This window comes from Paenibacillus sp. OAE614, from assembly GCF_040546645.1.
Classification (GTDB): Bacteria; Bacillota; Bacilli; order Paenibacillales; family Paenibacillaceae; genus Paenibacillus_AQ; species Paenibacillus_AQ favisporus.
In genome coordinates this window covers 1208578-1231516 of the sequence record NZ_JBEPOD010000001.1, presented here as the reverse complement: position 1 = coordinate 1231516, position 22939 = coordinate 1208578, and the positions used below count along the sequence as shown (strand labels likewise).

Below are 22939 nucleotides of genomic sequence, written 5' to 3'. Positions count from 1 at the left end.
GAACTGGAGGGTTTCAGATGGAAAAGTGGAACGTACTTGTAATCACGGCACATCCCGATGACGAAGTATCCTGCGGCGGCACGCTGGCCAAACTGGCCGAACAAGGCCATTCGGTAACCATCGCCATCGCGACGAACGGGAATCGGGGAACGCAGGATACGTCAGTGAAGCCGGAACAATTAGCCCAGACCCGCGAAAAGGAAATGGCGGATGCCGCCCGCATTCTGGGCGTGAATCAAGTGATCCAGCTCGGATTCGATGACGGAACCTTAAGCGAACAGCCGGACTTGAAGGAACGCATCTTCCGCCTGATCCGGAACGAAAAACCCGATGTGGTGATCACTCTGGACGCCTGGAAAAAATGGGAATTCCATCCCGACCATCGCACACTCGGCCTAGCCGCTGCCGAAGCCGCTTATTTGGCCGACAGCTACGGTTATTATCCGAAGCATCTGGAAGAAGGCATTCAGCCGTGGAAGCCGCGCGAGGTCTACCTCCTCTGGTCGGATGAACCTAATTATACGGTGGATGTCACTGACACATGGGAGGCCAAGCTTCAAGCCGCTGATTCGCATGTCAGTCAAGGTTCCGGAGGCAAAACGTTCAAGGAGAATTATTTGAGACATGTCCAGTCCGCTTCGAAAGATGGCGAGCTTCGGAAAACCGAATCCTTTCGCAAAATCTATGGCAGCTCATATCTCATATAAACCAATAAAACCGGGGGAGGATGAAGAGATGGATAAGCACAAGAACAATATCTCCCCAAAGGATGGTCTGCCCGATTCATTAAAAACGTTTCAGGGATTCGATGAATTTCAAATATTTACGAATCTAAACGAGGAAGAGTGGCGGATGCCCTTTGAATGGCATGAGCAGTTGGAGGTGTTCTATGTCTTATCGGGACGGGGGCAGTTTTATATCGATAACAAAACCTATGTGTTTGAACCAGGCGACCTGTTCGTCATCGGCAATCAGGAGCTCCATAAAAGCCAGCTGATCAACAACGAACCGTTTGAAGCCAAAGTACTTATGTTCAACCGGCAGCTTGCCGAAACCGATCCGCTGCAGGACGAGGTCAATCTGCTGTCATTGTTCGAAAAACGCGAGCCGGGGTTCTCCCATTGCCTTAGAGTCAATGAACCTTTAAAAAAGAAGCTCGAATTCGGCTTCAGTCAGCTGCAAGAGCATTACGACCATCAAAACCGTTATTCAAGCCAAAAAATCAAGTCACTCCTGCAATGGATTTTACTGGAGATCAAAGAAGGTTATGAGGACAATTCCCCATATTCTAAGATGGAGGACGCGTCGCATGTTCATTTCAAACCCGTTGTATCCAAAGCCATGGAATACATCGCGCAGTACTATGCCGAAGAAATCACTCTGGACCGTATCGCCGATTTTATCGGGGTGAATTCATCCTATCTGAGCCGCGTATTCAAGCAAAACTCAGGCTTTTCCGTCGTGGAGTTCATTACCTTCAAACGCATTTGGCGGGCCAAGGAAATGCTCCTGTATACGAACCAGCGGATTACGGATATCGCTCATTCGGTCGGGTTCAACAACGTCACCCATTTTCAATGGACTTTTAAAAAAATGTTCGACATGAGCCCTGGGCAATACCGCAAATCCCCGCGCAACTATTACCACTTGGAGAAATACTGAGCAGATCACGTATGCATTGTATCCTATTTATGGATCAAAAAAAGCCGGAAACTCCGGCTTTTTTCCATGCTGATTTCAATTAACGAGCGGGGATTGAATTAGCGTGGCGAATTTAAATTTGTGGACGTGACCATCATTTAATGTCGTTTGGCCGGTAACAAAGTGGACGTGTTTCCCATTCCCTACTGAAATCGCTGGTCCGGTTCTAATTTTTTTCAGATTATGAAAATGATCAAAAAAATCGGTTCTTGTCAGATCAATTTCATGCACATGGCTATTCCCTACAGGAATGGCTTGACCCGTAACCCCGGCAAAACGATGGTTATGACGTTCTTCGCCTTCTTCAGCCAGTTGGGTACTGCCTTCAAATTCATGTACATGCCGCTGCGGCTTTTTGGAAGATGTTTTTTTCGTTGAGATTACAGCCTTTTTTTTCGGCATCTGTAAATTCCTCCTCCATTCTAACATTGCTAAGGCTAACAACATCTTATTAGGGCAAATGCATAAACGTTCTAGGCGAATATCACGACTCTCGGTTCGGTTTGTCTTAACGAGCACCACGTGAAGAAGGCACTCCAGGTTGGAGTGCCTTCGCATAATGAACATCGGAGAAAGTCCGGACAGACGGAACGGTTACTTGGTTGAGTCACTTCATTTTTTCTTCAAAGTCCGCCGACGGTTTGCGGCGGGTCTACAGCATGGCTTTCTTGCCTTTGAAATGGCTTTCGCGGTGCGTCTGCGTCGGCTTACATCCGGTTTCATTCTTCTCATTATCGCAGTCAGGGTATTATTGAGCTTTTTCACCATTGGCCGGTTGTTCTTCTTCCGGGCGCTCCCTAATTTCTTGTTTCTCAGATAAGAACTCGCGGCATTTTGTGCGATCACTTTACTCTGCTTGGCAACCGAGCACTGAGCCGAATTAATGATTGGATCACTTGATATGGCGGTCGCATCATTAAGAGTGTTTCTCGCTTGAGTAATAAGATTCGCTACTCTTGGGTCATTGACGTTAGACACGGTACTCGCATCGATCGTGACATCCGGATGATAGAATATTCTTAATGAAGCAAATCGAAGCCCGCAGCTTACACCCGGAGCAAAACCGGTTCCCCATGCTGCATTTGCGAGGGTTAAATCGTTATTAAACCTGGCTTGGCGTTCTTCGGCCGTTGTACTCGACCGTGCACCGTTCGTAAAAATACCTACGACACGAATGGTAGAAGCCATCTATCGTCATCTCCTTTTAACTGAAGTCATTCTAGTAGATGAATAAGGAGCATAGATGGCCTGGATCAATAGATTAGGGAACCCGGCTCAATTTTTAGATTCGTCCATGTTTGCTACTGTGATCCGTACAGTTGACCGCATGCTGCGTTGATATCGGAACCGAACTGGGTTCTGACGGTAACATGGACTCCTTTGGTCTTTAAGATTTTAAGGAACATGCTGATTCCGCTGTGATCCGATTCTTTATAACTTTGCGGGGTGGCCGTGGTGGCATTGTAAGGGATGAGATTGACGTGATATAAATGATCCCATGGTCCTCTTCCCCGCAGTAAATCAGCAACCGCTTCAGCGTGTTTGGCCGAGTCGTTGATTCCCCTCAAAAGGATATAAGCAATGTATACCTTTCGTTTCGTCGTTTGAATATGCTCATCAAGCACCTTCATCACTTCTTCCAGCGGAAAATGATGATTGATGGGCATGAGCTCGCTTCTCTGATCCGGAAATGGGGAGTGAAGAGAAAAGGTTAGATTCATCTGCGGAAAATCCTTCATTAATTTCTTTACTCCAGGCAGTATGCCTATGGTAGACACCGTAATTCTCCGATGCCCCAAGCCAAAAAGCTCAGGATCCGTCAGCACATGTAAGGCATCAAACACATACGGATTTGCAAGGGCTTCGCCCATCCCCATAAAGGACACGCTGTCCAATGGGTAGCCGTTCAAGTGGAAATAAAGAAGCTGGTCCGTGATTTCATCCGCTGTGAGATTTCTCTTCAACCCCAGCGTTCCCGTAGCGCAAAAGGTACAGCCAAACCCGCAGCCGCACTGGGATGAGATACAATAGGATTCCCACCCGTCTTTATAACTTAACTTTACGGATTCGATATGCTCGTCGCCAGAGATGGCAAAAAGAATTTTGCTAACTTGCTTGGACTGCTGCACGATTTTGGGCGTAATACTCAGCACAGGGTTGCCAATCTCCTTGATTAATTCGTTTCTTACGGCTTTTGGCAAGCTCGTCATTTCTTCAAAATGTCCGATTTTCTGCTTGAAAATAGCCTCTGTTATTTGCTTGTATCTATAATCCGGTTGTTTCAGGATAGACAGGATCTGGCGGATTTTTTCATATTTAGTGATGTGCTTCAACGTTAACGATCTCCTTTTACACGGAGACAACGCAAAAAAAGCACCGGCTTACCGGTGCTTTCTTGCGATACATTAACCAAGCTATACACAAACAAGCGACTATCTTAAAAACAAGTCACCTGCGATATTTATGCATAGAAGGATAAAGCTCCGGTATCCGATTTGTGATTTGGTGAACCTTGCCCAGCATTGCTCTCGAAGACAGGTTCACCCGATCATCTACAATCTCAGAAATCGTCATCGCTTTATCCCTCCCCGTTCATTTGATATGGATGAAACTATCACAAAATGCCTCTCCCCGTCAAGCATTTGTCATGCTGCTCTGGAAGAAAAAGCGATACGGGTTCAGATAACGGACCGGCCTGCTCATGATGCAGCATCGATCGTTCATTTTTTTATGCTAGTACCCTACGCTATCAGTCCATACCTCTTTCCTATTTGATCATAGGATACATAGAACTTGATTAAAGGAGGACTTATGATGGCGGAACAAGTAAAGGTTAGCCCGCAATTCAAAAAGCTTTGCACCCAATTCGGAAAAATATTGGGGGGCGAATCGGAAATTGAAGCAGGTCCGGTTTGTTTTGTTACGCGGATGACGAATTTAAGAGAAACCATTCTGGGAAAAAGAACACGCTCCCCTTTGGTCCAAATGCAAATGTTTTCCTTCGAGTCTCTCGATAAGTCGGGACGCGCGCTTTGTTTGGGTGAAACGGCCGTTCACCAAAACCAGGTGAATCGATTGATGTCGAACCTCCGTAAACGCGGGATTAAAGTAACCGCAGTTCATAACCACTGGCTGAAAGAGCAGCCTCGCTTAATGTATATGCACTGGGAGTCTATTGACAATCCGGTTGCATTTGCCAGAAAAACAAAAGAATCCATTAAATTCCTGGGCTAACACGGTTAAACGGGCAGGTTGTATTTATATCATTTCACGGGAGGATGATTTCGGATGGCGCAAGTTAAAGTAAGTCCTCGCTTCAAACAAGCTTTGTGACGAATTCTCAGCTATTTTAGGTGGAACGGAGCACGAAATTACGAAAGGTCCGGTTTGTTTTGTCTCCAGAAATCGGGTCATTAGAGCCTCGATTTTAGGAAGACGTACCACTTCTCCTTTGGTCCGCTATCAACTTTTCTCCTTCGAATCCCTGAACAGTTCAGGCAAGGCACTCTGTTTAGGCGAAACCGCTCTCTTCCAAAGTCAAGTCAACCGCTTGCTGAGCAATCTTCGCAAAAACGGGATTAAAGTAACGGCCGTCCACAATCACTGGTTGTTCGAGAATCCGCGCTTGATGTACGTTCACTGGGAGTCGGTCGATGATCCCATTGCATTTGCCAGAAAAACCAAAGAATCCATTAAGTTTTTGGGCTGAGGAACACCAAGGAGCAAAGCGCTTCATGATACTGGCTGCCCCCCAAATAAAAGTCCCCGGGTTTTCAAACTCGGGGACTTTTGCGTTCTTGATACATATGATGGGGCTGTTATTCTTCGTCGCCCTCGGAGGGCTGTCTTCTTTTTTTATCCGGTGAGATCAATTGCCTGGCAATCGTATAACCAATAAGGAAAGTAGCGGCGGATGTATTACCGTCCACCGTAAATGGAATGATGGAAGCGTCGGCAACGATCAAATCCTCTACCCCATGCACATGGCCCGTTCGATCCACTACCCCACCCTTTTTTAACGGAGCCATACGAAGGGAGCTTTGCTGGTGATGATTATGGTCGAAATTCTGTTTAATATACTCCACCAATTGGACGTCGTCCTCAATTATATCCAGTGTCGGTGAAACAAGCTGGTACGACGGATCGATGGATGCGAGTTCTGCCGCTATATTTTTCACATAGGTTCTAAAAATATTTTTAACGGCTTCCATGTCATCCGGATTGGCGAGAAATCCTTCATCCGCAAGCACGATTTTAAGCGGATCCTTGTTTTGTATCTTAATCGAGCCGCGGCTCTTGGGGCGCAAGTAAAGAACCGCTAAAGTTAACGTGCTGTCAGAACCAATGCCAATCAGTTGAACCGCCCGGCGATTGCTGTTTACACCCGTCGGATCGGGCAAAAAGGCTCCCCCTGTATAAAGTGCATCCGGGTCATTCGCAGGCAGGGCAGAATCGTTCGGATTCGTGGTGAACACCGCAGTGTTAAGCGTGTGATTTCTCAATCTCTTCCCTACGTTCGGGTTATTAAAAACCACTGGGATCCCAGCTTCTTTAAGTAGAGCAGCCGGCCCAATTCCGGACAGCATTAATAGTTGAGCGCTATTGATGCCCGCAGATATAATGACCTTTTTTTGGGCGTAAGCACGAATGCGTCTTCCTTCTTTCAGGAATTCCACTCCTGTGGCGCGTTTCTTGTCAAAAAGCACGCGCAGAGCCGTTGAATTAAAGAACACTTTTAGTTTCCTGCCGTTTACACCGCGGCCGGAAGGCGTCATGATGTCCGGGGAGAGAAAGGCTGTGGAGGAATTTTCCCTTCGGCCATTGGGATTTTGATACAACTGCCAGCGGGTAAATGGACCCAGGGGAGTTTTAGGATCGTTGTAATCAAGGATCTCCGGATAGCCCGTAGCCTTCTCAATAGCTGTACTGAGCTTTTCCGCCATAGATGTGGGGTTTTCCGGGGCCTGCCTGATATCGATCCGTCCATTGAATCCACGGGCGTTTAGATCATCGGTTTCTCCGTTATACTTCTCTAATTTCTTGAATCGGCGAATGGCCCGTCTAGGTGACCACAGCGGACCTAAGAGCTTTTCCCATTCCCTGAAAACGGCTGATGTAGGACGTACATACTGCTCACCGTTAATCGATGACCCTCCGCCTAAAAGGCGTCCCGTTGTCCATTCAAATGCCCGTTCATCCAGCTCCTCTTGCGGAACCCCTTCCCCCTGCCAAAAATATTGGGGAAAGAACTGTTCTTCCAATTCCAGTGCGAATGTAGAGTCCCTGATGGGGGTGTCTTTATCGTTGTTCCCACCGGCCTCCAGGACAAGAACCGATACTTCTTTATTATCACTTAATGTTTTGGCAATGACAGCGCCAGCAGGACCAGTTCCTACGATAATATAATCAAAGGTTAATTTCCGGCTCATCTAAGCTCTCCTTGTTATATGGTCTAATGTAAGGATATTACATTGACCTGTACCATGTTCCTGAGCGGAATTATAGGAAAGCTCGAACCTCTATTTACTAAAAAAGGCATCCGAACATATTGATGTAACGAACCAAAAAATAACGTTGCAGCGTCAGTATTTCAAGAGGCTAACTACTTGGATATCTTGAATCTGATGATGAACTAAAAACAGAAAGGCGTAGATCAAACGTGAACCCAACAAGCTCCGGTCGCATGAAAATATCGATTCTCGTCATGGCTCTGACACTTACGGCATGCTAGGCACAGCGGAACCTTCCGCCACCCCTGCGTTCCCCTCACCGGTCATCAGATCAAAACTCTCACTCGGAGGACGAGTGGCTTCAGTTTTCTGCTCATTCTTGCTTTCTGGAACTGTGACTTCCTCATTAACTGGCGGCGATGCTTCACGTCGCACACCGCCAACTTGCAGCAAGGCGAAGGCTTTTCCTTATACGTATTTGACAAGTTTGCCTTTGACGCAGCTAAAGGACGTCTGTCACTTAGCAGCCACCCGGAGTACTATGTCGATATCGAAAAGCTGCCTGCTAATTACGATTTAGCTCAGCTTGCAGCTGCAGGTAAAAAGGAGTTGGCTTCGTTCGGCGAAGTATCCGATCATAGCGGAGAGCTTGTCGAGCATCCGCTGGGCTTTGCCGAGCTCTATCTTCAATCCTCGGGGGTGAAGGGATTCACGATTATATCGTGTGGAAGTCAGAAGCAGGCGACGCCTTCAGGTTTCGACTTCGGAATCCCAAAGGCGAGGAGGCTTCCGATTTCGCGGGCCCGGGTCCTCGTTTCTTTATCTACGGTTCAGAGCGATTCGAGATAAATGAACGTCTGGATATTACCCTAACCCAACTAATATAAAAAGCCAGATCCATTGAGGATCAGGCGAAGGACATGTGTGTTTAGTTACAGCTCATACACGAGCAAGAGGAATCTATCAAACTATCTCTCTTTTTCTCTATTTTCTTTTTCTTCTCTTTCCCTATCAACACATCCACTCTTACGAGCACTTGCTATACCCGCAGTTGCCGCAAGTCTTGCAGCCCTCGATGTTGATCAGCGCCGCAGCCCCGCAGGACGGACACAGGTCCACCGACGCCTTCGGCGCATCATGGCTGTGCGAGTGTGTGCCGCCATGGTCCGCCGTCTCCGGTGCCAGCGTAGCCGCCACAGGAGCAGGCTCTGGGTGATCATCGTCGATGCCGCTCTGCACATGCGCTTCCAGCGCCTTGGCGACCGCGTCGGCGATCGATTCCACGCGGTTGACGCCAAAGCCGATCGCGCCGGACCCGCCGATGCCCTTCAGGTGCTTGATCAGCAGCTCTACTTTGTGGCCATGGTCGCCGTAGCGGAGGAACAAGGAGCAGACGCGGCCCAGCGCTTCCGCCATGGCGAACACATCGGAGCCTGCCTTGCCGACGTTCAGGAAGATCTCGCTCGGAATGCCGTCGAGGTCGTTGATCGTAATGTACGCCATGCCGAACGGCGTATTGATTTTATAGGTTGCGCCGCGCAGCACCTGCGGCCGGCGCTTGTACTGCTTATCCACTACGGAGCTCTGGCTGCTTGCCACGGCAGCGGCTACCTGGGCACCCGCCTGCTCTGCGGCAGCCTCGGGGGCAGCTGTTTCCTCAGCCGGAGCGGCCTTCGCTTCGCTTTTGTCTTCCTTCTTCTCCGTTTGCAGCACCTGCACGTCGCGGCTGCCGTCACGGTAGATCGTCACGCCCTTGCAGCCAAGGTCGAACGCCAGCTCATACAGCCGCTTCGTTTCTTCGACCGTGAAGTCGGCCGGGCAGTTCGCGGTCTTCGAGATGGAACTGTCCACCCAGCGCTGAATGGCGGCCTGAGCGCGGATATGGTCTTCCGCCGTCAGATCCATCGCCGTCACGAAGTAATCCGGCAGTTCTTCGCCCGGATGGGCGTCCAGCCAGTCCTGGGCGATCGGCACGAACTGTTCGTCGAAGCCGAGTCTGCTCTGGCGGAAGTATTTAAACGCGAAGTACGGCTCGATGCCTGTAGACGTGCCGACCATCGTTCCCGTGCTGCCGGTCGGCGCCTGGGTGATGACGGTCACGTTGCGCATGCCCTTCTCACGGATGGCCGTGCCGACTTCCGGGAACGCCTCGGTCATATTTTTCATAAATCCGCTCTGCAAATACGGATCCGCGTCAAACGCCAGGAACGAGCCTTTCTCTTCCGCAATGTCGGCCGATGCCAGGTACGCTTCGCGGGCGATAAACCCGTACAGCTTGTCGAGGAACTCAAGCGATTCCGGACTGCCGTACCGGATGTTCAGCTTGATCATCAGCTCCGCAAGACCCATCGAACCGAGGCCGATCCGGCGCTCCTTCTTCTGGTTTTTCTCGTTTTCTTCAAAATGGTACGGCGTCGTGTCGATAACGTTATCCAGGAAACGCACGGAGTAGCGCGTCACCGTCGCCAGTTCGTCCCAATCCACATCATGCTTCTCTTCATCGTAGAACTTGGAGAGGTTCATCGCGGACAGGTTGCAGACGCCCCATGCCGGGAGCCCCTGCTCGCCGCACGGATTCGTGCAGATGATCGGGTTGAAGTACCAGCTGTTGGACATCTGGTTGTAGTATTCCATAAAGACGACGCCCGGCTCGGCCGATTTCCACGCCGATTCGATAATCGTATGCCAGATTTCGCTCGCTTTCACCGTCCGGTACGGAATGACGGCATGGCCGCCCTGCTTCCATTTCTCAAGGTCGCCGTCCCACAGCTCGTCGTAATCCGGATCTGTCGTATCCGGGAATACCAGCTCCCAGTCCAGGTCCTCCTTGACTGCCTTCATGAAATCATTGCTGACACAGACGGAAAGGTTGGCGTTCGTCACTTGTCCCATCGTCTGCTTGACCGTAATAAAATCGAGCACGTCCGGGTGCCAGTCGTTGATCATGAGCATCAGCGCGCCGCGCCGACTGCCGCCCTGTTCGATCAGGCCGGTCGTGTAGCTGAACAGTCCGCCCCAGGATACCGCACCGCTCGAGGATCCGTTCACGCCCTTGACCACGGCTCTGCGCGGACGGAGCGAGGACAGATTGATGCCGACCCCGCCGCCCCGCGCCATAATTTCGGTCATCTCGGACAGCGTCGCCATGATACCGCCGCGGCTGTCCTTCGGCGAAGGAATGACGTAACAGTTAAACAGCGTCAGCTCGTCACTGGCACCCGCTCCGGCGGCGATCCGCCCGCCCGGAACGAGCTTCCAGTCTTCCAGAATGTAGCGGAACTTCTCTTTCCACTCGGCCTGCAGCTCCGGCATCGGCTCCGCCGATGCCATGGCTCCGGCCAGCCGGTCCCACATTTCCTCCGGCGTCTTCTCGATATTCAGCGTCAGCTTCTCGACGTCCGTCTCCACCAGCTCGCCGCGGCGTGTTTTTACCGTCGCCCGTTTCCCCTCACGCGATACGATCTCGCCGACTTCCTTTGTCGGAAACTTCGGATCGTCCTTGGTCAGTACAAGTACGACGTCTCCAACTTTGGCGTGATTCGGGTCCGGGTCCTTCCATGCATACCGGTCCAAAAAGATTTTTTCGCTTAACCCCTCAAGCTTCTGTTTGCTTTGAACTTGATTCACTGTTACATTCTCCTCCCATGACTGGTTCTGCCGAACGAATCGGCTCCGGTTCGATCAGCGGATGGTGTCGGTCTGCCGACTGCGCTAAAAGTGCCGGTTCACTTCCGGGAAAGGCCTGTATGTAGCCGAGTTCCTTCCATTCAATAAACGAAATATCCCCATTTAAAACGCAAATCCGCTCGTCATGTACCATATATTGTGTGCATTGATGATTATACTATACCACATATTGTTACTCCACGCCTTAATCCTGAAATTTAGACCATGAAAGCTCTTCACTCTGGGACAACCTTTGCTTTTCTCCGCCAATCTCACTTTTTTGCTTCGGTTCCTTTGAAAAAAATTGTGAAAATCAGCGGATGCCTTCATCCATACGGAGGTTATGAACTCACCGGTTTACGTGCATACTACTGTTACGCGAGATTACGAACCTATGAAGGAGGTACAAGGCTTGAAAACTTCTCATCTCGGTAGCGGGGCGCAGGCCGGGGACCTTCCCGTTCCCCTGAATATTGACCGCAGCTGGCTGGATAACCTCGAATCCCGCCTGGATAAAGGCGGCCCCTGGGGTGACTTCCGGCTGTTTCAGCTGGCCGTTCAAGGCGAAGAGGCGCGGCTTGTGACGAGCTTTGACGAGCTGCAGTGTGTGAAGCATTTGCAGGGCCTGTCCCCCCTTCCCCATCAGATCGACACGGCGCGGAGGGTGCTGTTTGAGATGTCCGGCAGAGCTATTCTGGCCGATGAGGTCGGACTGGGCAAGACGATCGAAGCAGGACTCATTTTAAAAGAATACATGGTGCGCGGGCTGGTATCCAAAGTGCTGATTCTGGTACCCGCCTCCCTGGTGCTTCAGTGGGTACGCGAGCTGAACAGCAAATTCGGCATCCCGGCGGTCGCGCAGAAAAAGGCTTATTCCTGGCATTCCGACGTCGTCGTCGCCTCCATGGATACTGCTAAGCGCGAGCCCCACAAGGACATGCTGATGGAGCAGGAATACGACATGCTCATTATCGACGAGGCGCACAAGCTGAAGAACAAAAAAACGACGAACTATCAATTTATCCAGAAGCTGCGGAAAAAGTACTGCCTGCTGCTGACCGCGACGCCGGTTCAAAACGATATGAGCGAGCTCTTCAACCTCATTACGCTGCTGAAGCCCGGCCAGCTCGGACGGCAGGGGGATTTTGCGGCCAACTTCGTCGTCGGCAAACGGCAGGCGAAGAACGAGGACCAGCTCCGGGACGAGCTGGCCAAGGTGATGATCCGCAACCGGCGCGGCGAAGGCCCGGTGCAGTTCACCAAGCGGACCGTACGCAACGTCAGCCTGCAGCTCTCTCCTGAGGAGCAGGCGCTGTATGACGGTGTGACCTCCTTCGTCAAGAACCAGTACAAAGCGTCCGGGGGCAACCTCAGCAGCATGCTGTCCCTGGTCACGCTGCAGCGCGAGGTGTGCAGCAGCCGGGACGCGGTGTTCCTGACCCTCGTGAACCTGTCCAAGAAGATTCCGGACGACTCCCCGCTCACCGCCGTAGTGTGGGAGCTGGTGAACGCAATCCGGAACATCAAAGCGAACACGAAGGCCGAAAAGACGATCGAGCTGATCAAGGACATGAACGAAAAGGTCATCGTGTTTACGGAATACCGGGCCACCCAGGAATACCTGCTGCAGTATTTTCAAAAGCACGGCTTGTCCTGTGTACCGTACCGCGGCGGAATGAACCGGGGTAAAAAGGACTGGATGATGGACCTGTTCCGCGGCCGGGCCCAGGTCATGATCGCCACCGAAGCCGGCGGCGAGGGCATCAACCTGCAGTTCTGCCACCATATGATCAATTTTGACCTGCCGTGGAACCCGATGCGGGTCGAGCAGCGGATCGGCCGCGTCCACCGGCTCGGGCAGCAGAACGACGTGAAGATCTACAACCTGTCCACCACTGGAACGATCGAGGAGCATATCCTGAACCTGTTGCACGAAAAAATCAATATGTTCGAGACGGTCATCGGCGGCCTGGATGTCATTCTGGAGCGTTTCGAGAAAAAGGAATCGTTCGAGAAAAGCCTGTACAAGCTGTTCCTCGAGTCCGAGTCGGATGAGGAAATCCGCAGCAAGGTCAGCTCGCTCGGACAGTCGCTTGACCAGATCAAGCGCGAGATCGAATACGAAGATGCGGAAACCGTCATTGAGGAGGAAGCTTGATGAGCCTGTCCCCGCAGGAAGTTCAGAAGCAAGTGCTAACTTATCTGGAGACGACCGAATGCACCATTATCGAGAAGTCTCCTTATCACGTGACCGTCAAACTGTCACCGCAGGCGGACAAACAGCTGACCAACCGCCCCTACTACTGGGGCTTTATTGAACGGACTGGGGCGGAGCCGGAGACACTCTCCTACACCTTCGTCTTTGACCCGGACCAATATAACGAACAGGCGGCCAAAACCCCGCCGGCTTCAGCGCAGCCTCAGCCGCAGGACAGCATTCTGTCGAGGTATTTCGGGGTGAATCCGGCAGGGCCGCGGATCGGCCCGGGGCGGATTCCCCGCGAAGACGTCACATACGGCAGCAGCCGGCTGCAGCAAATTTGGTCCGTAGCCCGGCAGGAGGGCTCCTGCGTGTACCTGTTCGAGCAGCCGGGCCCTTTGCAGCGGGAGACGCTGTTCTCCGCCCCCTACGAGCCGTGGCTGGGCGTCTGCTTCAAGGTCGAGATGACCTGCGACGTGAAGAAAGAAGCGCTCCACTTCATTGGCATCTCGCTGGTGACGGGGCAGATCGACCAACAGTTTGCCCGGCGTCTGGAGACGCTTCAGCTCGGGCCCCGGCTGCCCGAAAATATCCATATCCAGCCGGGAAGCCTCTCGCTCGCTGGCGCAGCCAATCTGCTGGAGAAGCATATGAAGGATCTGCTGGCAGGCGAGGATTACAGCTGGGCGGAATCCGCCAGGGAGCGCCTTAGGGATGAGCTTGCGGTGATCGACATGTATTACGAAGACCTTCTCAAGGAAACCGAGGAGGAGAAGCTTACGGCCATCCGGGAGCAATACGACAACCGGCGCAGCGAAATGACATGGCAGTATGAACCCAAGGTGAACCTGTCCGCCATAACCTGCGGTCTGTTTCACTTAAGATCCATCCGTCCATGAGCATTTGACCTCCCTCGCTAAAAGAAGGCAAAAAAAGACCCGTGCCCGCGCCCCAAAGCCCGACACCTTGCAACAGCCTTTTTACGGCTTGTCCGATACAATGATGTCAATAAAGCTCTGAAATCGAGGAGGGTGAATGTGGTGAGGATGGTATCTCTCGCTTTAAAAGTGACGGCGTTGACCTGTGCCGTCAGCTGCGTCTGGCCGGCCTGGGGTCCTGCGGTCCCGCAATCGGCCGCAGCGGCCGGCATCGCTGCCGCCAAGGCGGCAAGCCCCGCGCGGGCTGCCTTGCTTCGGATCGCATCAGGATCGGACATGCAGGTGGTGCCCGCGCCGCTGGAGAGCTTTGCCGGCTCCGTCGTCCGCGAGCTGTCCGCGCAGTCCGAGTTTCAGCAGTGGGACGGCGCCGCCATCGACTATTACCCGCTAGGGCCCGGCACTCACAGCTGGCTTGCGATCGTTTCAAAGGATAGCAAGCAGCTGGGATATTTAATATTCACCGCCAGGGAGGAAGGCGGATATATGCTCAGCGAGTACGGCAGCGGTCCAGCCATCCCTTACAGCAGCGATGCGCTCCATGACCGGCTGGCTGAGAATGGCCTTATTCCCGATCACCCCGGCCTCCCCGCAAACGTTCAAATCCAAGCTCAATATTCGGCAATGCTGCCGGTTTGGAAAGTGACCCTGCCCGGCAAGCCGGCAATGTACATTAATGCGCTAACTTTGGAGCTTCTGCCGGCAAATGCCGTTTCCGCCAGCACCGCCTCCGTTTCTAAGACGGCGGTCGTTACCAATCAGAACGGTCTCCGGCTCGAGGCGTCGTCACCTGCTGCGAAGATAGATGGCAACGATCCTTATGACGACCTGCTCTGGATGACCTCCCCCCGGCTGAACATCCGCCGCGGAGACGATCTGCTGAAAGCAGTCGCATCCGGCGGCAGCCTGATCTTCATCGCTCCCGGCCGTAACGCGTCCTATGGGGCGCCCTTTGCGGTAAGCGGGATTCAGACATGGTCTCCAGCCGCAAGCGCTCCTGCGGTTAGCTACGCGGCCACAGGACGTGCCGGAACCCGGTACCTCCCTGTCTCCATGCTGATGGCTGCCGGAGAATTTCATGCACGCCCCTAGATCCGCTGCATAATTAGCTGTTCCTGCCCTTATCGCGTTTCATTCCCAAAAAGAAGCGGACCTCCTATCCACACGAGGTCCGCTTCTTTGATTTTCGTTCAGTCTTGAAGATTCCGCATCTTGATTTTTCGCCGCTTGGGATGGCGTTTGTCAGCCGTCCGCCCACCCCATTGGGACAATCCGAACGGGATCATGCCGAACCATTTGACCGTCCACGGCTCTTTATATTTTTGCTTCCTTCGTTCTTCCTTGGGTGTTTCCATGTAGCTGACGACGCGCTCTGTAATGTATTTTACAAGTTCATCTCCACTGGCCATTTCCATTCCCCCCATAATGCCAAATTACAACTCTGCTATGCTCTTAGTTTGCACAGAGATACTGTAATCTAAACGGAGGAATGCTGACGGTGCATTTTTTACCGTTTATTGCACATTCTAACTTCGACATCAATTTTTCGCTCCAATCCCGTTTAACGAAAGGAGGGCCATCCTTTATGCCTATCAAAAGCTTGATCGCCGCCATCCTACTGATCCCGGCAATTTTGTGCGCAGGCAGCTCGTCCTCTTGGGCCGCTGGCCCCGGTGACCAAAGTACGAACGCCTATCCGGAGCATCCGGCTTTTCCGCATGAAGTTATTATCGTGGATGCAGGACATGGCGGTGTCGACGGAGGGACTTCATTTCAGAGCATTCTGGAAAAGGACATTAACCTCGCCATCGCCCAGAAGCTGTTTATGCTGCTGCGCAGCCAGGGGTACGACGCGGTCTTGAACCGGACGGCCGACTACGCCCTCAGCGATGACAATCACTGGCTCCGCAGCTCCTCCCGCCATAAACGCGATCTCGCGCAGCGCAAGGAGCTAAGCCATCAGCTGCCGACCCTGATCGTCGTGAGTCTTCACGTCAATTGGGGCCGCAATCCTTCAAAGAACGGGGCGCTTGTGCTTCACCAGAACGAAGGGCGCAGCGTCCTGCTTGCGGACAGCATTCAGCAGCAGCTTAACCCGCTGTACCAGACGAAGGGAAGCATCCGGCTGGGAAGCCCGTTTTACCTGCTGAACCAGGTCAAAGATCCTGCGGTTATCGTAGAGACCGGATTTCTCAGCAATGCCGCAGACCGGGCGATGCTGTGCAATCGGCGCGGGCAGCTCAAGATCGCGCAGGCCATCGCGAACGGAATCAACTATTATTTGACGGCAATATAGGCGCCGGCTTCCAATCCCAGATATCCCTGACAAGATCGCTGATTCCTACAAAAGATACGGAATTCTGCATACCGGTGATGCTTTGGCGAATGGCCTCAGCCGTCTTTTTCCCCTGCACGCCGACATGCCCGATCGTTACACAGTTCTGATGTTCGCTCGCCCAGGTTTCAACGGCTTTCATTTGTTTGCTGACATGACTGACGGTGTGCCGGTCGTCCAGAAATATGTTATTGGCCACCGGAGGCATTCCCATCTGAACGGCCAGCTTGCCGACAACGGAATGGTAGTTGGTCTTGCTGTCCACGAAGAACAACCCGCGTTCGCGGCAGACCTCCAGCACGATGGACATGATCCGTTCGTCTCCGGTAATCTTCGATCCCATATGATTGTTCATGCCGACCGCATACGGCACGTTGTCGATGGCCTCCTCCACCCGTTTGCGAATCTCCTCATTGCTCATATTGGAGGTAATGGCGCCGGGACCTAGCCACTTGGGATTGCCCTGCTTGGGCTCCATCGGCATATGGACAATGACGTCATGCCCCTGTTTATGAGCCAGCTCCGCGTCGGTTTTACTGGTAGGAAGAAACGGCATGATGGCCACGGTCAATTTAATCGGCAGGGACAGCATTTCTTCGGTTCCCCCTTGCCCGTTCCCGAAGTCGTCGATGATGATCGCAACCTTTTTATCCGGCTTCATGTCACTTTGCCGCTTGTCTGCCGCGGGCTGCTCCGCTTGCTCGTTGAAGACCCGCTCCGCCGCCAGTGATCGTTCCCCATCCGCGAGGGCGGTTTGACCAGAAAGCGCAACCGTAAGCGCCAGTCCCGCTGCCGCAATATTCCGACAGCCGTGATGCAGCTTATTGAAAGATGATGTACTCAAGCAACTTCCTCCTTTACTCGGTATCTCCACGATGTGGTTTCATTGTTTGAGGAAGTTGGAGGAATTATGTATAGCAAAAATCCCCGCTACTCCCCTCTCAGGAAAGTTACGAGAAATAACAAATAACACAAAAAGGCGTCCCCGCTGTTCAAAACGGGAACGCCTTATGTATGTATGCGGTCGAGAGGACTCGAACCTCCACGGGGGGTTAGCCCACACGGACCTGAACCGTGCGCGTCTGCCAATTCCGCCACGACCGCAAATCGGTCGGTCACTCTTTGAAAGAATCAATCTTTCGCGGCGACAAGATAGATCATACCATGCTGGACAGGTATAGTCAACACTTTTTCAAAAAAGTTTAATCTCCTCTTCATTCTAAACAATTTCCAGTTCCTATCTATTGAATAATCCAAGCATTTGCGGGTAAAATAAGAACATAAGTTCGTACAGGTGGTGATATGTATGGCAGCACCCGGCATGACGTCGGAAGAGGCATCGCTGATTAAGAGTTATCTGCTCCTGATTTTTATTCATAAAGTTTTCGAACGGGACATTCGGATTATGGAGGAGAGCGGCGTATTCAAGACACCCCAGTTGTATTCGGAACTGATTGTGAACGGCGACCGGCAGGCCGGCACGCTGCTCGCTGAAGTCAAGCGGGAAATGAGAAGACGCAAGATCCGGATCCTTCGAATCTTACAAGATGATACCGGGGTCAGGGCGGAATATTCCTGCAGAGGCTATACCGACGAAATGAATATTCTTTGGCCGGCTTTTCGTAACGAGATGCTCGTTCGGATGAGAGTTTATCTCGGGCTGGATCCTTTCTCTCCCGAAGACCGTTCTCTCCTACCCGTCTCTTCTTTTACTCACCATATGGACCACCCCGCTGCTCCCTATTTTCAGGAGGGCTCCAAACCATAAGAGCCGCCTGGAGTCCCCCCGATATGAACCAAGGGGAACCGAACCAGACGGCTCTGCTATTATTCCAGAGGGCTTTGACGCGGAGCGCTCGCAGGCTGGAAGAAGTAGTTCCGGTCCAGCTTGACCACTTTGCGGTTGCGGCGGCGGATCAGCACCTGGCTGCCGTCCCAAGCCACAACAATTCCGGTTACATCATTGCTTTCGATGCCGTCGCGAACCACCCGAACCTGCTCTCCGGATTGGCGGTACGCATCCAATTCCTCATCGCTGATCATCTCCAATCCTCCTTTGCTTTTGAAGCAATCTCTTCATGTAATGAACATGGATAAGTATATGCTTTTCCCGCATATCTTACAATGAAATCGGTGTGTACCGACCTTTATTATACACAAGACTGAGCGGGTTCCATGGCATTTTTCGTTAAAGTCATCCGGCATTATTAAGAAAAACGTCTATCGACGTACCTTCAAAGAAGACAGACCGCGTTTAAAGGTAATTTTTCTTGCAATATCAGGAAGCAATGCTCTGGCGTTTATACTTTTCTGATATTATAAGAAAGGACCAGCAGCCTATAGGCCGCTGATCCTGAATGTGTTGGTATAAAGGTGTGTATATTAATCAACTGAGTCTCTCGGTGACGCTCAGCCATTAACGTTGTGCGTGTTCTTTACTGTCGTTCTTCTCGTACCAATAATCGAGCACCGTCGACGACATCACCCGTTTTTCCAGATATTCAACTTGATGAGGGGTAAACAATTCCTTCCAGGAGAAGTCTAGCTCATCACACATGCCCACGATGGTCAGCAGTTCTGACCAGGCCACGTAGCGTTTATACCAAAAAAACTGAGGATGCTCTATAATATAGGGATAGAGGTCATCGAATTCGGTATGCTTGCAATCAAGCGCTCTTTCAAAGTGATCCTTTGCTTTGGCCAATTTATCAATGAAATACTGTTCGGTTACCGGTTCTTTCCCCATTGTGCTGCCTCCCCTCATGATCATCTAATACATATTATAAGCCAAAAGACGGCCGGTTGAAAGAAATTGTTTCGATTTATCCGCGGAAAATGCGGCGAAACGGGCTTTCATCCCGGGCTTAATCGGCAAAAGTGATGACGCCGCCTTCGAGCGACTGGATACGGACGAGCGGTTCAATACTTATGCCCTGCTCCCGGATGGTCCGGGCCCCTGCCTGAAAGCACTTCTCTATGACGACACCAAGGCCAACCAATTCCGCGCCGGAGCGTTCGATAATTTTGATAAGCCCCCGCGCAGCATCTCCGTTTGCAATGATGTCATCGATAAAGAGCACTTTATCCTGTTCGCTGATATAATGACGCGACAGCATAATATCCGTCACGATCCCTTTGGTAAACGAAGGAACCCGTTCGCAAAGAGCGTCCGGATCGGCCAGCAGCGTCTTCTTGCGGCGGGCGAACACCAGCGGCACGCCAAGCTCGTAAGCCGTCGCAAAGGCCACCGCAATCCCGGACGATTCCACGGTAACGACCCGGGTCACACCGGCTTCGGCAAACCGGGATGCAAACTCTTTCCCCATCTCCATCGTCAACTGCGGATCCACCTGGTGATTAAGCAGACCGTCCAAGTTCAGCACCTGATCCGAAACGATGACGCCTTCTTGTAAAATTCGTTCTTTTAACTTATCCATTTCAATAGCCCCCCACGCCGTTCCTTTGACGTAAAAGTAACATATCTTGGGCTCCCACTTCAAGGGGAAACTCCATACATAACTTCAAATGTCAGCGTTTCTTCCACCGAAGCAAACCAATGGCCGCTCCGAGTGCAAGAAGAGCCGCAAGCAGCCCGATCCGGATCGCGGTGTGCGTCATCCTCCCGGCAATTTCGTTCCAATGATATCCAACGGCATGTCCGATCAGCATAAAGATGGTGCACCACAAGGCGGCACCTGCTCCCGCATACACCACATAAGCCCTGACAGGAAGTTTCGTCGTCCCCGCGATATACGAAGATAAATGCCGGAGTCCCGGCACGAAGTAGCCGACGATAATGCTTAGTGATCCATAACGCCTGAACCACTTCTCCGCCCCAGCCAGCCGCTCCGGAGTCATTCTTACCCATTTTCCATACCGGTGAAGCAGGGGTTCCCCGACCAGGCGTCCAAGAGAATAGCTGATCATCATCCCGGTCATGCTTCCCAGAAAAGTGATGGCCAGCGCGCCGGCAAAGTTGAACTCACCCCTCGCGGCCATCCCCCCGAAAGCAACAATCAGCGTTTCGTCAGGCACCGGAATACCCAGAATGCCCAGGGCCAGCAAAAAGTACATGGCGGCATACCCGTAATGGGCAATGTAAAAGGTAATCCCTGCCATACCAAAGCCTCTCTTTCCTATCGGTATGTCTATTAGTCCATTCGAACGCAGCCGCTCACGGGAAACGCCTTATGGACTGCCTTCATGAGACATGGACAGGTTCCAGTCATGTCCTACCTCTAATCATCATAACCTGTAGTACAGGCAGGACACAAACCGGACTGCCTGGAGCAGGGAGGAAAACGATGAAGAACGGGATCAGGGTGCTTCAAATTGCTTTTACATATATCGGAACCATTGTGGGTGCAGGCTTTGCGACCGGACAGGAGATCCTGCAGTTTTTTACCCAATACGGCAAATGGGCGACGCTGACGATTCTGCTGTCCACCGCCCTGTTTATTTGGCTTGGGACCAAGATTATGATCATTTCACGGCGGATATCGGCCAGATCCTATGAGGATTTCAACAAGCATTTGTTCGGGGACCGGGCCGGGGGAGTGATCAGCATCGTGATGATGTTCGTGCTCATCTGCGTAAACAGCGTCATGTTGGCGGGAGCCGGCTCCGTTTTCGTCGAGCATTTAAACCTTCATTATCAGACAGGCCTGATCATCACTCTGGTCGGATCCTATATCTTGCTCAATCGGGGAATGAACGCCATCGTGCAGATGAACAGCATTGTCGTCCCCTTGATGCTGACATTGTCTTTGGCCATTATTTTCAATACGATCCGTATGCCGGGGGCAGACAGCTTCCTGCGGATTACGACCGATCATCATTTTACGGCGGTATGGACCTCTCCGCTGCTGTATACAGCCTTCAATCTCGTTATGGCCCAAGCGGTGCTGGTCCCCCTTGGAGGCAAGACGGACAGCCATACGGTGATCAAATGGGGAGGCATTCTAGGGGGCGTTGGCGTCGGGTTCATGCTGCTGGCAGCGCATGTTGCCATGTCCGCCCACATGCCGGGCATCCGGCAGTATGAAATCCCGATGGGCAGCATCGCCAGCAACCTGGGAACCGTGATCCAGCTGATTTATGTGATGCTGATCTTTCTGGAGATCTTCAGCACCTTCGTCGCCGATATTTACGGGGTCACCCTTCAGCTGCAGCAGCACATTCCTTTGCCGCCAAAGCTTCTGATCGCCTGCGTCATGTTCATCTGCTTTCTGCTGAGCCAGATCGGATTCAGCTCCCTGCTGTCTGTGCTGTACCCGATTATCGGCGCGCTGTGCCTGATATTGGTGCTGAAGCTGATGTTCAAATCCAAATGACAGAGCCCTGAAATAGCAAAAAGGCGGGAGCTGAATTTCTCAGCACCTGCCTCTTTGAGTTGAACGGCCTGCACGCTACACCTTTTGATAAGATAAATAAATTTTCTTCAGTTCATTCACCGCATGCGTCAGGGAATATTGGCTCTTCGCCTTATCCCAGGCCGTCCGGGCGAGATCGTAGCGGTACATCGGGTCGGTGATGACCTTCTCAAGCGCTTCGCAGAGCGCGATCGGGTCCTCCGGTGGCACCAGCAGGCCGTTCACTCCGTCTTCGATCTGCTCCGGAATTCCGCCCACGTCGGTTCCTACCAGAGCCAGGCAGCTGAGCGCCGCTTCCGCAAAGACTGAACCAAAGGCTTCCGCTCTGGAAGGGAGCACGAAAATATCAAAAAACGGCATAAACTCTTCCGGATGCAGCGTGTATCCATAGAAAATGGTTTCGTTATAGATGCCAAGCTCTTTGGCAAGGCTCTCCAGCTCCGTGCGGAATGGTCCGTCTCCGATGATGTGCAGCACGTAGTCATGACCCTTCTTCTTAAGCTCGGCGCAGGCCTTCAGCAAAATATCCAGCCCTTTGGCGGGTACCAGGCGGCAGACCGTAATCAGCTGCGGCACCTCGTTCTCATGGGGAACCGGCTTGAACCGCTTTTCGTCAAAACCGTTTGGAATGACCCCAATCTTATCCGGATAGTCCACATAGTCCGATAAATAGCCGGCGAACGACCGGGAAACCGTCAGCATGCGCTGGCTCTTCTGCTCCAGTTCGCGGTACAGCGATACGAGAAAACGGTGCTCCGGCCCCCCGCTCTTAATGCGTCCGTTCAATATTAATTCCCGTTCATAACTGGAGTGAATGGTCTGAATTAACGGCGTATCGGGAAAAACCTGCTTGGCGGCCAGCCCGGCGATGGGATGGTGCGCGTGGATCAGGTCATACGGCTTCTGGATCCGCAGACGGGTCCACCACAAGTAATCCTTGTACGTCTGAATGTATTTTTGAACGACAGGGGAGTCCTTGAACTCGGTCCAATCGAAGGTGTCGAACACGACCTCCTCATGCCCCTTGTTGCGGATCCGTTTAGGAAGCCAAAACAGCTCCATATCCCATCTTGATGATTGGAATCGCTCCTGCATATACGGAATCATGGAGGATACTCCGCCCGGCTGCTCGGGTGGGAAAAAGAGGGCCTGTAACAATCTCATAATGGGAAAACCACCCCTTTCTGTAGGTCTCTTAGCATTTCGGCATCTTGTAAATTATGATATATTAGAACATATGTTTCAGTAAAGTAAAACCGCTGATCCAAAGAATATTCAAG

The 22939-nt window shown here is 52.0% G+C and carries 22 protein-coding genes, 1 tRNA gene and 1 pseudogene; 11 read left to right on the top strand and 13 right to left on the bottom strand.

From position 1 onward, the window contains the following. The first annotated feature begins 17 nt into the window (after window positions 1–17). Window positions 18–707 carry a PIG-L deacetylase family protein gene (locus ABIE48_RS06185; protein WP_192715060.1) on the top strand — a complete coding sequence of 230 codons (690 nt, stop codon included), beginning with the start codon at window positions 18–20 and terminating at the stop codon, window positions 705–707. 28 nt (window positions 708–735) lie between these two features. Then, window positions 736–1662 (top strand): AraC family transcriptional regulator, encoded by a 927-nt coding sequence (locus ABIE48_RS06180; protein ID WP_163877909.1) that lies wholly within the window; start codon window positions 736–738, stop codon window positions 1660–1662. Between the two features lie 75 nt (window positions 1663–1737). Here the strand turns inward: ABIE48_RS06180 and ABIE48_RS06175 are convergent, their stop codons facing one another. The 3 genes from ABIE48_RS06175 to ABIE48_RS06165 all read right to left on the bottom strand — a co-directional run bounded on the left by ABIE48_RS06175 (window position 1738) and on the right by ABIE48_RS06165 (window position 4034). Beyond that, the gene (locus tag ABIE48_RS06175; protein ID WP_105444000.1) at window positions 1738–2103 is read right to left on the bottom strand and encodes a YmaF family protein; all 366 of its coding nucleotides are present in this window, start codon (window positions 2101–2103) and stop codon (window positions 1738–1740) included. 210 nt (window positions 2104–2313) lie between these two features. After that, on the bottom strand, window positions 2314–2889 hold the full coding sequence (locus ABIE48_RS06170; protein ID WP_145024856.1) for a hypothetical protein: 576 nt from the start codon (window positions 2887–2889) through the stop codon (window positions 2314–2316). Between the two features lie 113 nt (window positions 2890–3002). Continuing rightward, window positions 3003–4034 (bottom strand): Cfr family 23S rRNA (adenine(2503)-C(8))-methyltransferase, encoded by a 1032-nt coding sequence (locus ABIE48_RS06165; RefSeq protein ID WP_145024858.1) that lies wholly within the window; start codon window positions 4032–4034, stop codon window positions 3003–3005. 481 nt (window positions 4035–4515) lie between these two features. On the opposite strand from ABIE48_RS06165, the gene ABIE48_RS06160 reads away from it, so the two are divergent. Together ABIE48_RS06160 and ABIE48_RS06155 are read left to right on the top strand one after the other, a co-directional pair. Continuing rightward, on the top strand, window positions 4516–4935 hold the full coding sequence (locus ABIE48_RS06160) for a DUF1259 domain-containing protein (protein ID WP_105444003.1): 420 nt from the start codon (window positions 4516–4518) through the stop codon (window positions 4933–4935). Window positions 4936–4989: 54 nt separating this feature from the next. Beyond that, window positions 4990–5410: pseudogene (locus ABIE48_RS06155) on the top strand (DUF1259 domain-containing protein). A 109-nt stretch (window positions 5411–5519) separates the two neighbouring features. Here the strand turns inward: ABIE48_RS06155 and ABIE48_RS06150 are convergent. Further along, window positions 5520–7130, bottom strand: coding sequence for a GMC family oxidoreductase (locus tag ABIE48_RS06150; RefSeq protein WP_145024862.1), 1611 nt, complete (start codon window positions 7128–7130; stop codon window positions 5520–5522). A gap of 465 nt (window positions 7131–7595) precedes the next feature. On the opposite strand from ABIE48_RS06150, the gene ABIE48_RS06145 reads away from it, so the two are divergent. After that, window positions 7596–8000, top strand: a complete 405-nt coding sequence (locus ABIE48_RS06145; protein WP_260869388.1) for a hypothetical protein — start codon at window positions 7596–7598, stop codon at window positions 7998–8000. Between the two features lie 177 nt (window positions 8001–8177). On the opposite strand, the gene ABIE48_RS06140 is transcribed toward ABIE48_RS06145, so the two are convergent. Then, on the bottom strand, window positions 8178–10778 hold the full coding sequence (locus ABIE48_RS06140) for an adenosylcobalamin-dependent ribonucleoside-diphosphate reductase (protein ID WP_192715061.1): 2601 nt from the start codon (window positions 10776–10778) through the stop codon (window positions 8178–8180). Between the two features lie 451 nt (window positions 10779–11229). On the opposite strand from ABIE48_RS06140, the gene ABIE48_RS06135 reads away from it, so the two are divergent. From ABIE48_RS06135 to ABIE48_RS06125, 3 genes are all read left to right on the top strand, one after another. Then, window positions 11230–12975, top strand: coding sequence for a DEAD/DEAH box helicase (locus ABIE48_RS06135; protein ID WP_483312647.1), 1746 nt, complete (start codon window positions 11230–11232; stop codon window positions 12973–12975). After that, window positions 12975–13916 (top strand): YqhG family protein, encoded by a 942-nt coding sequence (locus ABIE48_RS06130; RefSeq protein WP_192715063.1) that lies wholly within the window; start codon window positions 12975–12977, stop codon window positions 13914–13916. The genes ABIE48_RS06135 and ABIE48_RS06130 overlap by 1 nt, the downstream gene beginning before the upstream one ends. A gap of 141 nt (window positions 13917–14057) precedes the next feature. Continuing rightward, entirely contained in the window at window positions 14058–15044 is a 987-nt protein-coding gene (locus ABIE48_RS06125) for a hypothetical protein (protein WP_192715064.1), read from the top strand. Window positions 15045–15142: 98 nt separating this feature from the next. Here ABIE48_RS06125 and ABIE48_RS06120 read toward each other — a convergent pair whose 3' ends face one another. Next, the gene (locus tag ABIE48_RS06120) at window positions 15143–15361 is read right to left on the bottom strand and encodes a YqzE family protein (RefSeq protein WP_192715065.1); all 219 of its coding nucleotides are present in this window, start codon (window positions 15359–15361) and stop codon (window positions 15143–15145) included. A gap of 176 nt (window positions 15362–15537) precedes the next feature. Between ABIE48_RS06120 and ABIE48_RS06115 the strand changes: the two genes are divergently transcribed. After that, window positions 15538–16248 carry an N-acetylmuramoyl-L-alanine amidase gene (locus tag ABIE48_RS06115; protein ID WP_145024873.1) on the top strand — a complete coding sequence of 237 codons (711 nt, stop codon included), beginning with the start codon at window positions 15538–15540 and terminating at the stop codon, window positions 16246–16248. On the opposite strand, the gene ABIE48_RS06110 is transcribed toward ABIE48_RS06115, so the two are convergent. Then, window positions 16223–17131, bottom strand: a complete 909-nt coding sequence (locus ABIE48_RS06110) for a divergent polysaccharide deacetylase family protein (protein WP_260869389.1) — start codon at window positions 17129–17131, stop codon at window positions 16223–16225. The two genes, ABIE48_RS06115 and ABIE48_RS06110, sit on opposite strands and share 26 nt — an antisense overlap. A 175-nt stretch (window positions 17132–17306) precedes the next feature. Next, window positions 17307–17391 (bottom strand) — tRNA-Leu (locus ABIE48_RS06105). Window positions 17392–17593: 202 nt separating this feature from the next. On the opposite strand from ABIE48_RS06105, the gene ABIE48_RS06100 reads away from it, so the two are divergent. Then, entirely contained in the window at window positions 17594–18055 is a 462-nt protein-coding gene (locus tag ABIE48_RS06100) for a YhjD family protein (protein WP_076170211.1), read from the top strand. 59 nt (window positions 18056–18114) lie between these two features. Here ABIE48_RS06100 and ABIE48_RS06095 read toward each other — a convergent pair whose 3' ends face one another. The 4 genes from ABIE48_RS06095 to ABIE48_RS06080 form a co-directional block, all read right to left on the bottom strand. Then, a complete protein-coding gene (locus tag ABIE48_RS06095; protein ID WP_145024875.1) occupies window positions 18115–18330 on the bottom strand; it encodes a hypothetical protein in 216 nt (71 codons plus the stop codon). A gap of 373 nt (window positions 18331–18703) precedes the next feature. Continuing rightward, window positions 18704–19033, bottom strand: a complete 330-nt coding sequence (locus ABIE48_RS06090) for a hypothetical protein (protein WP_076170213.1) — start codon at window positions 19031–19033, stop codon at window positions 18704–18706. A gap of 118 nt (window positions 19034–19151) precedes the next feature. Then, window positions 19152–19724, bottom strand: a complete 573-nt coding sequence (locus ABIE48_RS06085; protein WP_076170214.1) for a xanthine phosphoribosyltransferase — start codon at window positions 19722–19724, stop codon at window positions 19152–19154. A gap of 91 nt (window positions 19725–19815) precedes the next feature. Next, entirely contained in the window at window positions 19816–20406 is a 591-nt protein-coding gene (locus tag ABIE48_RS06080; RefSeq protein WP_145024877.1) for a DedA family protein, read from the bottom strand. Between the two features lie 185 nt (window positions 20407–20591). Between ABIE48_RS06080 and ABIE48_RS06075 the strand changes: the two genes are divergently transcribed. Continuing rightward, complete coding sequence (locus ABIE48_RS06075; RefSeq protein WP_145024879.1) at window positions 20592–21620, top strand: YkvI family membrane protein; 1029 nt, start codon at window positions 20592–20594, stop codon at window positions 21618–21620. Window positions 21621–21695: 75 nt separating this feature from the next. On the opposite strand, the gene ABIE48_RS06070 is transcribed toward ABIE48_RS06075, so the two are convergent. After that, window positions 21696–22823 (bottom strand): glycosyltransferase family 4 protein, encoded by a 1128-nt coding sequence (locus ABIE48_RS06070; protein WP_116232472.1) that lies wholly within the window; start codon window positions 22821–22823, stop codon window positions 21696–21698. Window positions 22824–22939 lie beyond the last annotated feature (116 nt).